The organism is Legionella steigerwaltii, from assembly GCF_001468065.1.
Taxonomy (GTDB): Bacteria; Pseudomonadota; Gammaproteobacteria; order Legionellales; family Legionellaceae; genus Legionella; species Legionella steigerwaltii.
The window spans coordinates 55,414-71,160 of sequence record NZ_LNYZ01000004.1 but is presented as its reverse complement, the minus strand read 5'-3'; the positions used below and the strand labels follow the sequence as shown (position 1 = coordinate 71,160).

Sequence of the window (15,747 nt, the reverse complement as noted above, 5' to 3'; positions counted from 1 at the left end):
CCTGGGTGCAGTGCAGCGGAACCTGGGAATTACTAAATATTGGTTCCGCTGCACTGCACCCAGGCTACATAAATTTATAATATTTACCTAAGAGGTCTATTTTGAGCCAATTTGTATTACATTCATTGGACTATCATAATTTACTGCATGATTATTACCAAAAATTACGGCATTTACCTGGTTTTGTCCTTTTAGAAAGTACAGATCGTACTCATGGGCGTTATGATATTATTAGTGCTTATCCTTATGATTTTATTCAAATTGATCATAATACTTCTGATTTATCGAATTTGTTAAAGAAAATCAGTCGAATTTTATCCCCCATACCCTCCGTGACTCATCTTCCTTTTCAAGGTGGAGCCCTAGGATATATATCTTATGATCTTGGTGCAAAGTTGTTCGGGATAAATTCCAATATACAACCAACGCTAGAAAATATGCCTTTATTGGATCTTGGTTTATATGATTGGGCAATAATTGTGGACCACCATAAAAAAGCCATCACATTATTTGCAGCAAACACACATCAATCAACTCATAGAATAGTTGATGAAATACTTGAACTATGGAATAACTCTATTGAACTGCCTGCTGACGCAACAAGTCAAAGTAATTTTATCACTTTGATGACCAAACAGAATTACACTAAGGCGTTTTCCTCTGTTTATCAATCATTAAAAGAAGGAAGATGCTATCAAGTCAATCTTACTCAACCTTTTCATGCTGCCTATGAAGGAGACAGCTGGGCTTTTTATGAAAAAATTTGTATGAAGAATCCTGTTCCTTTCGCTGCTTTTTTGAGGACCGAGCATGCTGATATTTTAAGTTTTTCTCCAGAGCGTTTCCTATTTCATGAGGCGGGTAAATTAGTGACATCTCCTATTAAAGGAACAATAGGACGTTCTAATAATCATGTTGAAGATGAGCAGTTAAAAAATAAATTAACTTCTTGCGAAAAAAATCGAGCTGAAAATGTCATGATTGTTGATTTATTAAGGAACGATTTGGGAAAAATTGCTCAGCCTGGATCAGTACACGTAACCAGTTTATGTGAAGTGCAGAGTTATAATTCAGTGCATCATTTAGTGAGTACAATTGAAGCTCAATGCTTGCCAACAATCTTGCCTTTTGATGCATTTTTGTCTTGTTTTCCTGGAGGATCTATCACAGGAGCGCCCAAAATTGAGTCCATGCGAATTATTCATGAACAAGAATCTTATGCACGGGGAATTTATTGTGGGTCTATAGGCTATTTTTCACGACATGGTCGTTTTGATACAAATATTGCCATTCGTACAGTCACAGCCAAAGAGAATATTTTACATTTAGCTGCTGGTGGTGGAATAGTTATTGACTCTGACTGTGAAGATGAATATCGTGAATGTTTCATTAAAATAGCAGCGGTTATTAATGGACTTAAATGAATACAAAGGGAAAAAAATTGTGCACTCTGCGGTGGTCGTTTTGTATGAACAAGAATCTGAGTCGTTAATTTTGACAAAGCGAAGTGATCGATTGCGAGCACATCCCGGTGAAATTTGTTTCCCAGGTGGTTCATGGGAGGAGGGGGATGAAAATTATTATGCTACTGCAGTGCGAGAATTGCATGAAGAATTAGGGATTACTCCTGACCGTATCACACCAATAAGAGAATTAAACATACAAAAAACACTTTTGGGAAGTATTATTCATCCTTGGTTGGCGAGCATCGAATCCGTTCATCCATACCAGTTAAATTATCAAGAAGTAGTTCGTCTCATATCAATTCCAATGGCATTAGTCCAGGATGCAAAAAATTATAAAGATTTTGTAATTGAACGTGATGGGCGTCGTTACATCAGTTGCGAATTTACTGCGAATAAGGATTGGGTCTGGGGTGCAACAGCTCGCATAATGAAGCAGTTAGTATTAAAGTAGCCTGGGTGAAGCGCAGCGGAACCCGGGAATTCTGTGTTAGTCTATAAACCCGGGTTCCGCTGCGTTGCACCCAGGCTACAATACACCGAGGTTGTCATTTTTTATATAGCAACAGCTGGTTTTTTCTCCGGAAGACTCGGAGACGTAGGATGAATGTCTTTAAGGGCACGACGAAGAATTTTTCCCACATTTGTTTTTGGAAGCTCAGTATAAAATTCAACTACTTTGGGCACCTTATACGCAGTTAGATGCTCTCGGCAATAAGCAATGATTTGATCCGCAGTTAAATCTGGATCCCTTTTAACAATGCAGGCTTTAACACGTTCACCGGACTCTTTATCCGAAATGCCAACTACACCGACTTCTAAAACACCAGGATGCATCGAGATAACTTGCTCTACTTCGTTTGGATAAACATTAAATCCTGAAACAAGTAGCATATCTTTTTTGCGATCGACTAAATAAATAAAACCTTCTTCATCCATTTTGCCAATGTCACCTGTTTTTAAATAGCCATTTTTAGTAAATACCATAGCAGTTTCATCAGGCCGTCTCCAATATCCTGGGGTTACCTGAGGACCCTTAATGCATATTTCCCCGCTTGTTCCTACGGGTACTTCATGTTCATCATCATCAAGAATAATCACATCCGTAGAAGGAATTGGTAACCCTATACTTCCATTATATTCAATAAGATTCATAGGATTCATGATGGCAGCAGGACTGGTTTCAGTTAGACCATAAGCCTCTAATACAGGTGTTTTTGTCATTTCCAGCCACTTAAGGGCTACACTTTTCTGTAATGTCATGCCACCAGCAAGTGAAATTTTCAGGTTACTGAAATCAACCTCTTTAAATTTAGGATGATTTAATAAGGCATTAAACAAGGTATTAACACCGGTAATTGCTGAAAAATGTGATTTTTTGATTTCTTTAATAAAATGTCCTATATCACGAGGATTTGTGATCAGAATATTCCTTGCCCCTAGTTTTAAAAAAGTTAAACAATTGGCAGTAAGCGAGAAAACATGGTAGAGGGGAATCGCTGTAACAATGATTTCATCACCATCTAAGCCTATAGGTAGAATCCATGCCTCGGCTTGAAGAACATTAGAGATCATATTGCCATGAGTTAAGATCGCGCCTTTTGCTACACCGGTTGTTCCCCCAGTATATTGCAAGAATGCGATATCATCATGATCCAACTCTACATGATGTAGTGTCGCCTGTTTTCCTTCAAGTACTGCATAATTAAAAGCTACTGCGTGAGGAATATTATAAGCAGGCACCATTTTTTTAACATACTTAATAATTGAGTTGACAATAATTCGTTTTGGTGTGGGAAAGAGATCAGCTATTTCAGTGACAATAATATGTTTTAATGTTGGAATAGAATTTAATGCCTTTTCAACGGTTTTTGCAAAATTGGCAAGTACAATAATTGCTTCAGCACCAGCGTCATTCATCTGGTGGATTAGTTCGTCTGTGGTGTATAGAGGATTAGTATTAACCACAACATATCCTGCACGTAAGATGGCAAACAAGGCCACAGGATATTGAAGAACATTAGGGAGCATGATTGCAATTCGAGTCCCTTTATCCAAATTAAGTTGCTGAAGATAAGCAGCCAAATCCCTGCTTAGCTCATCCAGTTCACTATAAGTAATGCTGCTCCCCAAATTGGTATATGAGGTTTTTTTAGCATAATGCGTGCAGGATTCTTTAAACAAATCTACGAGGGAAGAATATTGACTTGAGTCAATTTCGTGCGGAACTCCTTTCTGATATTGTTCAAACCACCGTTTATCCACCTTAATATCCTTCTGTTATTGGTTTTCACATGTTAGTATAAACAAAAATATTGGTTATGGATATCATACTCATGGGTGAATATACAACACAAACTCAAGCATTTAAGTTGAAAGGTCGTCTTTATACATTTACTGTATTGCATGTATTAAATACAGACCCTGATCTTTTTTCGCAGCAACTGGATGATACTGTTGCCAAGGCTCCCAAATTATTTGAGCATACTCCCGTTGTTTTTGATTTGTCTTCAGTACAACAGGTGGAGTTTGATTTGCAATCCTTGCTCCAGACTACACGAGCTCATGGAATGATCCCTGTTGCCATTCAGGGCGGGAGTGTTTTGCACAATACTTTAGCTCAATGTCATGGATTAGCGGTATTGCATGCATCATCGACTCAAGATAAGCCCATTATTGAACGACCCATTGAAAATAATCACCATGAAATAACAAAATCAAACACAAAATTGCTTACCACACCTGTTCGTTCGGGACAGCAAGTCGTAGCTAAAGGTGGGGATCTTGTGATTACTTCTTCAGTAAGCCATGGTGCTGAATTATTGGCAGATGGTTGTATTCATGTATATGGCGCTTTGAGAGGCAGAGCTTTGGCGGGGATCGCCGGTGATAAGGAAGCGAGAATTTTTTGTCAGTCACTGGAGGCTGAGCTGGTAGCAATTGCTGGATTTTATCGTTTAAGCGATGCAATTGAACCTTATAATGGACCATGTCAAATTTACTTAATGGATGAACACATACAGATTGAGCCCTTATGATAGAAGTTGTTTTTATTTCTGACCTTCATTTGCATCCAGAAGATCAGGCCATTCAGGAGCGTTTTAATCAGTTTGTTGAATGGGCAAAAATTTCTGTTAAAAATGTTTATATTCTTGGTGATTTTTTCCATGCTTGGGCAGGTGATGATACCCTTGATGAATGGAGTAGAGGTATAGCCAATCAGTTATTTTCTTTGAAAAAACAAGGAATTAACTTATTTTATATGCATGGTAATCGTGACTTTTTATTGGGAAAAACCTTTGCGAAGCTCGCGGGATGGACCATTTTATCTGAGCCGACGGTTATCCAATTAGGCCAGGAAAAAATACTTTTAGTACATGGTGACCGGTATTGCACTAAAGACTTGGCACATCAGCGTTTTAGGTTGATCACTCGCAATAGAATATTTTCTGCTCTATTTTTATGTTTGCCAGTAACGTATCGTGAGCAGTTAGTGAAGCAAATACGCGATCGAAGTCAGATGAATCAGAACAAATCTGCAGAGGAAATGGACGTGGTTGCTGACGAGGTAATTAAGCATATGTCACTTTATCAAGTGACTCAATTAATTCATGGTCATACCCATAAACCTGGCCTCACGGTTTATCAAAATAATTCGCAAGAAAAAAAGCGTTATGTACTCAGTGACTGGGATGACAAACCCCAGTTGTTGTGTTATGATCATACAAAAGGGTTCTATTTTGCCCATTTGTGATTTTGGAGTGATAGGTTATGGCCGATACTAATGAATTTGATGAAAAAATGGCTGAAGCGAAGGAAAGTGAAATAAAAGGTGCAGAGCAACTCCGTAAAGATGCCAACCAAAAAGCATTTGAACAGCGTCTTACTGCTGCACAACTGAAAGCGCAGCGGGAGTGGGCCAAGTTTATGGATGAGATAAGACAGGCGGGTAGAATAAAAGGGGCAAGAGAGGGACAGCCACAAACTTATTGGGAAGAAGTACAACAAGCGGCTGATTATGCGATCGCTCAAGATCAAAACTCTACCATTGATTGGCGCTCTAGTATGATTTCCCTGCTGAATATGTTAGCAAAACTGAATAAAGCAATTAATATCTCGGTAAAACAGACCGGAGCCGAGGTAGTGGATTTTGCGAAGAGGAAGTCCAGAAATAGCGCTCTTGGAGTTCTCTTTCATCCTGACGAAATGATATATCAGCATCTTAAGGCCGCGATACTTCATAGAATCAAAGGAGATGGTGAGTTGAACATACCTCTTTTGCAACAGAAGGTTACATTTAAAGATGGAAAAGTTAACGTAGCCGATTTAACTCGTGCAGATGGTATTGACTTAGATAAAAACCATCTAGCGAATCAAGCGCTTAAAAAATTTGTTAATCTTTGGTTAGAAGAAAACGGTTATGTTTATGATCCTCAAGAAAAAACTCATGTCAAGTATAACCCTGGAAGTACTGTACCGATAAGGCTGGATGAAGCTACATTTAATGATTTAAATAGACCAGACTCAGAAAAAAACTTCGCTAAGTTCCTTGAAGCTAATGCTGCCTTGAAATATGGCCCTCAGAGTGAGGAGCGAAGTACACCCACTCCTCCTTGATAATCTTTTATAAGGACTGCGGTATTCCGCTATGAAAGCGAAATACCGTATCAGTCGTTAAAATAAAATCGTTTTCCAAAGATAAAAACAAGTTCAGACGCTGTTCTATATTTCCACCGTATAATTTTGCCAGTCGTAGATAATCCTCAAAATGACGCGCTTCTGATTTAATTAAAGTTCCGTAAAATTTAATTAGGTCCAGATCATCAAGGTAGGGGATAATCGCATGAAAACGCTCACAAGAACGAGCCTCAATGATGGCACCAATAATAAGCTGATCACAAAGACGTTGGAGGACATTTCTGCTCGTAACCTGCTTATGCATTTGAGTTGCATAGCCTGAGGGTTGCAGAGGGCAAAATTGAATTCCTTTTTGGGTCATAAAATGAATGACTTTTTCAAAATGCAGTAACTCTTCACGAGCTAAAGGAGACATAACCTCAACCAGTTCTTTTTTTTCCGGATATTTACTCATAAAATTAATTGCGGTTGCCGCCGCTTTGCGCTCACAATGAGCATGGTCAATCAATAGCAAAGGAATATGATTTGCTGCGTGATCTAACCATGCTTGTGGTGTTTTTACCTGGAGAAAATCATTTAATAATTGTAAATCATTGTCTAATCGTTTTAACATCACGGGATACGCTATACTTATTAAAAATAAGCAGTCTTATATCATATACTTTGAAGAAATTAAATTGGATGAAAAATGAACGGGGAAGAAATAGATAGTGAATTAAGTCAATGGTTTTCAACTTATGGAGTAATAACCGCTGAACGTATATTAGGTAGGTACAAAATCAATTTGGAACAAACTGAATTAGTGGCAGCGATTAAAAGTCCATTTAGTTTTTATCATCGAATAATACAAGTTCCATTAAAAAGCGTACTGAATGGTATCGTCTTGCAGCAAGCGAGTGATTATCATGTTTATGTACAGAAGCTATTTATTGATTATTTGCTTTCTGGTGAGAACTCTAAAGATGAAGAGTCACAAGGCGCTGCAACGCGTGAAACGATTGAAAATGAACGACAACAATTAGTTGCGCTTGGTGAGGCGTTTCAAAAGGTGCAAGGGGATCATGATTATTTGATTGCTAACAGCCAGCGTATTTTGATTCAACTGACTCAAATATTTAATACGGAATTGGAAAAAGCACTCAGCTCGATTAACAAATTATTTAAGGCTGCTGGCCTCTCAGTCAAAAAAAGTCAAATTCGACGGGCAACGAATCATGCGTTGATTTATTGCAATATGGCGGAAGTTCAAACTAATCAGTCTCTTTTTATAGAGAAAATGAACGAAGTTCTCAAGGTTTCGCTAACAGAAGACTTAAAGAAAAAAATGTTATCCTCACTATCAGAAATCTTGCGAATGGACTTGGATTTTGATGAACAGATAACGGATTTTGTTCAACAAGCGGATGAATTGAATCGTTCAGCCAATTCTTACCGAAATCAATTTTTTGATACGATTATTCGCGTTGTTGATTTAATGAAATCATTACCTGATTACAAAATTGATCCTGAGCAAGATGCAATTAATAGAGAGCCTTTATATTTTGATAAAAGTATTGGGTCTTTATAGCAATAAATCAGGACAAGAAAGCAAAACAATTTTAGAACTCTAGTTTTGCTTTTGCCATCAAGAGCATAATAATATAAAAATGAATTTATATTAGCCATATAGCTGGTATTTCGTGTATAATATTGCACTTTAACTAAACCCCTATGGAGTCCATGATGGCAAAAGAAACAACCTTGTCAATTATTAAGCCTGATGCAGTCGCTAAATCTGTTATTGGTCAAATCTATACTCGTTTTGAAAATGCTAACCTAAACATAATCGCCGCAAAAATGATGCAACTTTCTCGTGAACAAGCAGAAAGTTTTTATGATATTCATCGTGCACGTCCTTTCTTTAAAGATTTGGTAGAGTTCATGATTTCTGGTCCAGTGATGATCCAGGTTTTACATGGTGAAAATGCAGTAATGAAAAACAGAGAAATCATGGGTGCAACAAATCCTAAAGAAGCTGCTCCAGGAACGATACGTGCTGATTTTGCCGACAGTATTGATGCCAATGCAGTACATGGCTCAGACAGTCTTGAAAATGCAGCTCGTGAAATTGCTTTCTTTTTTGAACCACATGAAATTTGTGAAAGATAAGAATTTGATTTTTGATATTTAATGACCAAAGTAGTGTCGTAATGTAGTAATGTAGCCTGGGTGCAGCACAGCGGAACCCGGGAATTCGGGATAAGAGAAAAAAACTAAAACCCGGGTTCCGCTGTGCTGCACCCAGGCTACATTCAATACATTATTTTAACTTAGGTCATTAAATTTGGAGCAAAAATGACTGCACAAAAAGTAAATCTGCTGGATTACAATTATCAACAAATGCGTGAACTGCTGGATAGTTGGGGCGAGCAAGCTTATCGTGCGCAACAAATAATACAATGGATTCATCAAGCAGGTTTATCTGATTTCACAAAAATGACTAATTTAAGCAAGTCATTAAGAGAAAAGCTTGCGCAACGCTCATATATCAAATTGCCTGAAATAGTTGCCTGCCAAAAATCCAGTGATGGTACCCATAAATGGCTTTTAAAACTGGATTGTGGCAATTGTATTGAGACAGTTTTTATTCCTGAAGCCAATCGAGGGACTTTATGTGTTTCTTCACAAGTAGGATGCGCTTTGAATTGCTCTTTTTGTTCCACTGCAAAACAGGGTTTTAATCGTAATTTATCCACAGGTGAAATTATAGGGCAAGTATGGTTGGCAGTTCGTGAATTATCGCTACAGCAGGGAGTACATGACAAAAGAGTCACCAATGTGGTGATGATGGGCATGGGGGAACCCTTGCTTAATTTTGATAATGTCGTATCGGCAATGAATATTATGATGGATGATTTTGCTTATGGATTATCAAAACGTCGTGTTACTTTAAGCACTTCTGGGGTATTGCCTGATCTGCAGCGTTTAAGAGAAGTTAGTCCCGTAGCTTTGGCTGTTTCATTACATGCACCCAATGATGAACTAAGAAATGAGTTGGTACCTATAAATAAGAAATATCCCTTGGCTCAGTTAATGGCTTTATGTAAAACCTATTTTAAAAATGAACCGCGAAGAAAAGTGACCTTTGAGTACGTAATGCTTAAGGGGGTTAACGATCAACCAGAGCACGCAAATCAATTGATAAAATTGTTGCGTAACGTTCCAGCAAAAGTTAATTTAATTCCCTTTAATCCTTTTCCGATGACGCAGTATCAGCGCTCATCACAGGAAACAATTGATGCATTTAGAGATAAGTTAATTGCTCATGGAATTAACACAATTACTCGAAAAACACGTGGTGATGATATCGATGCCGCATGTGGTCAATTGGCTGGTGAAGTTAAAGACAGAACAAGCCGTTCTCAAAGATGGCAAAAATTACATTTTATACCTAAAAAGAATGAAGAACAGCAGGCAATAGAATGATTCGTGTAGCCTGGGTCAGCGCAGCGAAACCCGGGGGACAATTGTTAAACCCGGGTTACGGCTTACTCCTTCACCCAGGCTACATTTTTACACCACAATAAAATCATTATTTGTGACAAATCATTTTTAATTTATTTGTAAGCGGTTATAATGCGCAATCATTTCTAACCTTAGTGTGAAATATTGTGTTTAAAAAGTTTTATCTCTTGTTTATTATGACCTGTCTGTTTTTGCAGGCATGTGCTCATGATGAAGAAAGTGAAAAACAAAATTTTAAAAAACCAGATCTCAGCAAGGCTGCATCATATAATGTTCAGTTAGGATTAGGCTATTTAAAACAAGGTGATAGACCGAGAGCGAAAAAAAAGCTGATCACTGCATTGGAACAAGAACCGACTTCACCTGATGTTAATTCAGCAATGGCTTATTATTTTGAGCAGACAAAAGAGCTAGACCAAGCAGAGAAATATTATATAAAAGCCATATCATTAGCAGGTAATGGAGGCGCTCAGCTTAATAATTATGGGGCTTTTTTATGCCGACAAGGCGATTATAAAAAAGCGGAAGCTTACTTTTTAAAGGCTGTTAATGATTTAAAATATGTGCATACTGCTGGAGCCTATGAAAATGCAGGTCTTTGTGCTCTATCAGTTCCTAATGAAGATAAGGCAAGGGGTTATTTTGCAAAAGCATTAAATCAGGATCCTTCTCGAAAGGCATCCTTCTATGAATTACTAAAACTTGAAATTAAATCGGAACATAATTCAGAGGCATTTGCACTAGTACAGAAGCATCCCGAATTAGTTTTGAATGATAGGGTATTATTATCTTTGGCCAAAGAGGCTTCTGATAAGGTTGGGCAACATGCTATAGCCGCAGAATATGAACAAAGCATAAATAATTTGAATTCCAATATCGATAATAGTGGAGTAAATAATGAATACAACAACCACACTGGATGAAAATATAATAGAGCATGATAGAAATCCAGGCGAACAACTTGCTGGTATACGCCAACAAAAAGGATATACAATTGAGTATGTTGCCAATAAATTGCACTTAAGAGTTCGTATTATTGAATTAATTGAAAATAATGAATTTCATTTGTTACCAGAACCTGTTTTTGTTAAGGGATATTTGCGTGCATATGCTAAGTTACTAGGTACTTCACCTGAGCCTTATTTAGAGATATTTAATGAGCAGTTTGTTGTTGAGAAAAAATCTGATCGTGCACTCTTATGGCAGCAAAGTAAACGTGAGTCTCATAAAGCGGAGCACATTATTCGCTGGTTTACAATTTTATTTGCCGTAGGTGTGATTGTAGCTGTTGGTATTTGGTGGCAAAAAAACAGAGATACTCAACAGGTATTTCCTGCAAAAAGTGCACCAGCTGATTTATCGTTGAATCAAACGCCAACAATGGAAACTACAGAATTAAAGCTCACTGATATATCAAAAATGCAATCAATAATAAATCCTAAACCTGAAATGTCTCCTCTGGAGAAGATAGGTGGCTGAGCGAATTCAAGCAATACGAGGAATGAATGATGTTTTGCCTAGTACAACGGCATTATGGCGTTCAATCGAACAAGTTTTTGTGAAGGTGTTGTCTGGTTATGGTTATCAGGAAATACGTTTTCCATTGATTGAAAGTACCCAGCTATTCAAACGGACTATAGGCGAGGTAACCGATATAGTCGAAAAAGAAATGTATACTTTTAGTGATTTAAACGGAGACAGTATTACTTTAAGACCTGAGGGAACTGCTGGTTGTGTGCGTGCTTGCCTTGAAAATGGACTTTTGCATAATCAGCAACAAAAACTTTGGTACATAGGCCCAATGTTTCGTCATGAAAGACCTCAGAAGGGAAGATATCGTCAATTCAATCAATTAGGTGTCGAGGTGTTTGGAATACCAGGTGCAATGGTTGAATTGGAGTTAATTTCTGTTTGTCGTAAATTTTGGGAACAATTAGGATTTGCTCATTTAGTGCAATTGCAGGTAAACACTTTAGGTGAGTTAACTGAGCGGCAGCGTTATAAAAAGATTCTTGTTGAATATTTGACTGATCATGAAAATCAGTTGGATGAGGATAGCAAACGCAGATTAACTCGCAATCCGTTGCGGATTTTGGACAGTAAAAACCCCGAAATGCAACAGCTATTGGCTAATGCGCCAAAATTAATTGATGCTCTTGATGAAAAGAGTCGTGAGCATTTTCAGTCTTTTTGTGAGGGTTTGGATGCATTACGTGTACCTTATGTGATTAATCCTGTTTTAGTCAGGGGGCTTGATTATTATGGGCATACAGTATTTGAGTGGGTAACTGATAAATTAGGTAGTCAGGCTACAATCTGTGCCGGTGGCCGATATGACATATTGGTTGAGCAACTTGGTGGCAATCCAACACCAGCGGTAGGTTTTGCGTTAGGTATAGAAAGAATATACTTGCTGATGGAAACTTTAGCCCTTCTCAAAGAAGAGAGTAAAAAAAATGGATTATTTATTATTGCTGTTAATGACCAGGCTGTGGTAAGAGGACTTATAATCTCTGAATCAATTCGTAATGCTTATCCAGAAATTGAAGTATCTGTTAATACTGCTGGTGGCAGTTTTAAAAGTCAATTCAAAAAGGCAGATAAGAGTGGTGCACGCTTAGCTTTAATTTTGGGCGATGATGAATTAACGAATCAACAGGTCAGTATTAAAGATTTACGTAATGAAGCGGAGCAAATTACAGTGGATCAAAATATGATTAATAAGGTTTTAAAAGATTATTTCGAGTGAGGCAGGAGAATGTTATGTCAGTGTATATGACTGAAGAGGAACAATTAGAATCGATAAAAAAATGGTGGAAGCAATACGGTAATCTTGTCACCGTAGTATTATCGCTTATACTCTTTGGAATTGCTGGATATCGATATTTGCATTGGCATCAGGATAAGCTTACTCAACAAGCATCAATTGCCTATGAACAAATGATGGTTGCTCTTTCTAATCAAAATGTAAAATCGGTACGAGCCTATGCAAATGAGTTAATTCATGAGCACAGTAATACAGTCTATGCTGACGCAGCACATATGACTCTTGCGAAAATCTATGTATCAAAAAATAAACTAGATAATGCTGCAGAGGAGTTACAAGCTGTTGCTACGAACAGTAAGATGTTGGCTTTAAAACAAATTGCGAAAATTCGTATTGCACGCATTTTCGCCGCAGAAAAGTCATACACAAATGCTCTTAAAGAGTTAAGCAGCGTTGATGATAATACATATTTGCCAGTTATTAATGAGTTGAAAGGTGATATTTATGGTGCCACTGGTCAATATCAGGAAGCCATGAATTCCTATAAGCAGGCTTTAGATGAAGTGAAAAATAATGGGATGGGTAATTTATTTTTAGAAATGAAAACTAATGCAATAGCAAGTAAATCGCACTCAATGATTTCTGAAGATAAAAACGTAGAGTCTGCATAACCATTATTAGCGCCTGGAGCAAGGAACTTGTAACTCCATGTTCTTTTTTGTTCATTCAGGTAAAAAATTCATGCAGGCATAACAGTACATAATTGATATATTTTATATAGCAAAAGTTGAGGTTTAATTTTCATGAAAATGAGATTATTTGTTTTAATTCTCTGTGTCTTAACCCAAGGATGTTCAAAACTTGATGACTATATGTTAGGTAAAGACAACACGCCAAAACCTAAAGAGCTTAAGCAGGTTAAAGATAAAATTAAAGTGGAACAAAATTGGACTACAGCCGCGGGTAAGGCTTCTAAAAATAAAGAATATTTAAGATTAAAACCTGTAGTAAATAGAGGCGTTATTTATACTGCAGATGCTAGTGGTTTAGTGCAGGCAATTAATAAGCATAATGGTAAAGTGAAGTGGACTACAGAATTAAAACATGGGTTGGTCAGTGGTCCTGCTGTAGCCAGTGGTTACATTGCTTTAGGTACAAATAACTCTTCATTGGTCGTACTTAACCAAAATGATGGTAAAAAGTTGTGGCAAACTAAGGTTACTGGAGAAATTTTATCGCCACCAACCATTCTTAGCAGAAAAGTAATTGTAAAGACAATCGATGGTAGGGTCTATGCATTTAATGCAGCAGACGGCAAACAAATATGGATGGCTGAGCACGGTGCCCCCAGCTTAATTCTTAAAGCAAGCTCATCGCCAGTTGCTATGGGAAATATGGTACTGATCGGTTTTTCTGATGGCAAATTGGATGCGTTGGATAGGGAAACAGGGCGAGTTATGTGGCAACGAAGTATTGCCTATGCATCCGGTTCGAGTGATGTAGAGCGCTTAGTCGATATAGATGCTGATCCCATTGTAGACAATAATGTAGTTTATCTTGCAAGTTATCAGGGGTATATTGGTGCTCTCTCCTTAGCTAATGGACAATTCATTTGGAGAAAGCCAGGTTCTGTCTATAAAAATATGGTCTTAAGTGGAAATACTTTGTATGTAACTGACAGTCATGATGTCTTATGGTCTATTGATAAACACAATGGACAGGTGAATTGGAAGCAAACTGGCCTCAAAGCAAGAGGACTAACCGAACCATCACTGGTAAAAAATGACTTGGTTGTTGGTGATAAAACCGGCTATTTACATTTTGTTGATGCTCAAACAGGTGAAATTATAGGTCGTTCAAAAGTTTCAGGGAGCGTCAGTATTTCTCCAAGTGTGGTAGGAAGAAAGTTATATGTGTTAACAGACAATGGAATGCTTAATCAATTATCTGTGAGTTAATAAATGATCCCTGTGATTGCACTTGTTGGGCGTCCTAATGTTGGTAAGTCTACCTTATTTAATAGACTAACCAAGACACAAGATGCCCTTGTTGCTGATTTTCCTGGCTTAACTCGCGACAGACAGTATGGTCAAGCTCAGCATGATAATAAACACTATATTGTAGTTGATACAGGAGGTATCGGTGTTGATGATATAGCTGTTGATAATCTAATGTCTAAACAATCAGAAATTGCACTTAATGAAGCGGATATTATTCTTTTTTTAGTCGATGGAAGAGCGGGTTTAACTGGAATTGATGAAAAAATTGCCAATAATTTACGTAAATTAGGTAAAAAAGTACATCTCGTTGTTAATAAAACTGAAGAGCTGGATGATGATGTGGCTTGTGCTGATTTTCACGCATTAGGTGTTGCAGATATCCATTCTATTTCTTCATCACATGGCAGAGGTATTGTTGCGTTGCTTGATGATGTATTATCACCATTTGCATCTCAAGATGATCAAATTGAAGAGGATAATGCAATTAAAATTGCCTTTGCTGGTCGTCCCAATGTTGGAAAATCAACATTAATTAATCGAATTTTAGGCGAAGAAAGGGTTGTTGTTTATGATATGCCAGGTACAACCCGAGACAGTATTGCAATTCCTTTTGTGCGTGATGAACAGAAATATACTCTGATTGATACAGCGGGTGTTCGTAGAAAATCTCGAATTGATGAGAAAATAGAAAAGTTTTCTGTGATTAAGACATTACAAGCTATTGAAGAATCTAATGTATGTTTACAGCTTCTTGATGCTAGGGAAGGAATTACTGATCAAGACATGAACTTACTTGGTTTTATTATTGAATCCGGTAAGGCTTTAGTTATTGCGGTAAATAAGTGGGATGGCCTGGATGAAGAGCATAAGGAAAAAGTAAAAAGTGAGTTATCCAGAAGATTACATTTCGCAAGTTTTGCAAAAATTAGATTTATATCCGCGTTACGTGGTAGTGGAGTAGGTAGTTTATTTAAAGACATCAATGAAGCTTATGCTTCAGCGGTCCAATCTTTTTCAACCCCTAAATTAACACGCTTGCTTCAAGATCTTAGCATGAAACATACTCCTCCTTGTGTGAATGGCCGCAGAATAAAATTGAGATATGCTCATCTTGGTGGTCACAATCCGCCAGTCATTGTAATTCATGGAAATCAATTGGCTGATTTACCTGATAGCTACAAGCGTTATTTAAGTAATGAATTTATTAAGCATTTAGGATTGGTAGGGACTCCTTTAAAATTAGAATTTAAAGGGGGAACAAATCCTTATGCGGATAAAAAAGTTAAATTATCACAGCGTCAAGTAAATAAGAAAAGAAGATTAATGAAACATGTCAAAAAGAAAGAAAAAAGCAGAAAATAACGAACTGTTTTTT

Annotated in this window: 16 protein-coding genes; 14 read left to right on the top strand and 2 right to left on the bottom strand. The window is 37.4% G+C overall.

The features are described 5' to 3' along the window. The first annotated feature begins 101 nt into the window (after nucleotides 1-101). Complete coding sequence (pabB, locus tag Lstg_RS03345; RefSeq protein WP_058476256.1) at nucleotides 102-1,424, top strand: aminodeoxychorismate synthase component I; 1,323 nt, start codon at nucleotides 102-104, stop codon at nucleotides 1,422-1,424. After that, nucleotides 1,411-1,917, top strand: coding sequence for an NUDIX hydrolase (locus Lstg_RS03340; protein WP_058476255.1), 507 nt, complete (start codon nucleotides 1,411-1,413; stop codon nucleotides 1,915-1,917). The genes pabB and Lstg_RS03340 overlap by 14 nt, the downstream gene beginning before the upstream one ends. Nucleotides 1,918-2,018: 101 nt before the next feature. Here the strand turns inward: Lstg_RS03340 and Lstg_RS03335 are convergent, their stop codons facing one another. After that, the gene (locus Lstg_RS03335) at nucleotides 2,019-3,728 is read right to left on the bottom strand and encodes an AMP-binding protein (RefSeq protein ID WP_058476254.1); all 1,710 of its coding nucleotides are present in this window, start codon (nucleotides 3,726-3,728) and stop codon (nucleotides 2,019-2,021) included. Between the two features lie 71 nt (nucleotides 3,729-3,799). Here Lstg_RS03335 and minC point away from each other — a divergent pair, with 71 nt between their 5' ends. From minC to Lstg_RS03320, 3 genes are read left to right on the top strand one after another with little or no spacing between them, the layout of a single operon-like run. Next, nucleotides 3,800-4,501, top strand: a complete 702-nt coding sequence (gene minC / locus Lstg_RS03330; RefSeq protein ID WP_058476253.1) for a septum site-determining protein MinC — start codon at nucleotides 3,800-3,802, stop codon at nucleotides 4,499-4,501. Continuing rightward, on the top strand, nucleotides 4,498-5,217 hold the full coding sequence (locus Lstg_RS03325; RefSeq protein ID WP_058476252.1) for a UDP-2,3-diacylglucosamine diphosphatase: 720 nt from the start codon (nucleotides 4,498-4,500) through the stop codon (nucleotides 5,215-5,217). Before minC ends, Lstg_RS03325 begins: the two co-directional genes overlap by 4 nt. Before the next feature lie 17 nt (nucleotides 5,218-5,234). Further along, nucleotides 5,235-6,080 carry a hypothetical protein gene (locus Lstg_RS03320; protein WP_058476251.1) on the top strand — a complete coding sequence of 282 codons (846 nt, stop codon included), beginning with the start codon at nucleotides 5,235-5,237 and terminating at the stop codon, nucleotides 6,078-6,080. A 7-nt stretch (nucleotides 6,081-6,087) separates the two neighbouring features. On the opposite strand, the gene Lstg_RS03315 is transcribed toward Lstg_RS03320, so the two are convergent. After that, nucleotides 6,088-6,714, bottom strand: a complete 627-nt coding sequence (locus Lstg_RS03315) for a MiaE family protein (protein ID WP_058476250.1) — start codon at nucleotides 6,712-6,714, stop codon at nucleotides 6,088-6,090. 75 nt (nucleotides 6,715-6,789) lie between these two features. Between Lstg_RS03315 and Lstg_RS03310 the strand changes: the two genes are divergently transcribed. The 9 genes from Lstg_RS03310 to der all read left to right on the top strand — a co-directional run bounded on the left by Lstg_RS03310 (nucleotide 6,790) and on the right by der (nucleotide 15,734). Next, entirely contained in the window at nucleotides 6,790-7,668 is an 879-nt protein-coding gene (locus Lstg_RS03310; RefSeq protein WP_058476249.1) for a hypothetical protein, read from the top strand. Between the two features lie 155 nt (nucleotides 7,669-7,823). Then, entirely contained in the window at nucleotides 7,824-8,249 is a 426-nt protein-coding gene (gene ndk, locus Lstg_RS03305) for a nucleoside-diphosphate kinase (RefSeq protein WP_058476248.1), read from the top strand. 186 nt (nucleotides 8,250-8,435) lie between these two features. Then, nucleotides 8,436-9,566 (top strand): dual-specificity RNA methyltransferase RlmN, encoded by a 1,131-nt coding sequence (gene rlmN, locus Lstg_RS03300; protein WP_058476247.1) that lies wholly within the window; start codon nucleotides 8,436-8,438, stop codon nucleotides 9,564-9,566. Nucleotides 9,567-9,781: 215 nt separating this feature from the next. Next, nucleotides 9,782-10,528: a type IV pilus biogenesis/stability protein PilW gene (pilW, locus tag Lstg_RS03295; RefSeq protein ID WP_172462852.1), complete on the top strand. Its 747-nt coding sequence runs from the start codon at nucleotides 9,782-9,784 to the stop codon at nucleotides 10,526-10,528. Next, on the top strand, nucleotides 10,503-11,084 hold the full coding sequence (locus Lstg_RS03290; RefSeq protein WP_058476245.1) for a helix-turn-helix domain-containing protein: 582 nt from the start codon (nucleotides 10,503-10,505) through the stop codon (nucleotides 11,082-11,084). Before pilW ends, Lstg_RS03290 begins: the two co-directional genes overlap by 26 nt. Then, a complete protein-coding gene (gene hisS / locus Lstg_RS03285; RefSeq protein WP_058476244.1) occupies nucleotides 11,077-12,354 on the top strand; it encodes a histidine--tRNA ligase in 1,278 nt (425 codons plus the stop codon). The genes Lstg_RS03290 and hisS overlap by 8 nt, the downstream gene beginning before the upstream one ends. Before the next feature lie 14 nt (nucleotides 12,355-12,368). Beyond that, a complete protein-coding gene (locus tag Lstg_RS03280; protein ID WP_058476243.1) occupies nucleotides 12,369-13,043 on the top strand; it encodes a YfgM family protein in 675 nt (224 codons plus the stop codon). Nucleotides 13,044-13,175: 132 nt separating this feature from the next. Further along, nucleotides 13,176-14,330 carry an outer membrane protein assembly factor BamB gene (gene bamB, locus Lstg_RS03275; RefSeq protein ID WP_058476242.1) on the top strand — a complete coding sequence of 385 codons (1,155 nt, stop codon included), beginning with the start codon at nucleotides 13,176-13,178 and terminating at the stop codon, nucleotides 14,328-14,330. A 3-nt stretch (nucleotides 14,331-14,333) separates the two neighbouring features. Beyond that, entirely contained in the window at nucleotides 14,334-15,734 is a 1,401-nt protein-coding gene (gene der / locus Lstg_RS03270; RefSeq protein ID WP_058476241.1) for a ribosome biogenesis GTPase Der, read from the top strand. The last annotated feature ends 13 nt before the right edge of the window (nucleotides 15,735-15,747 follow it).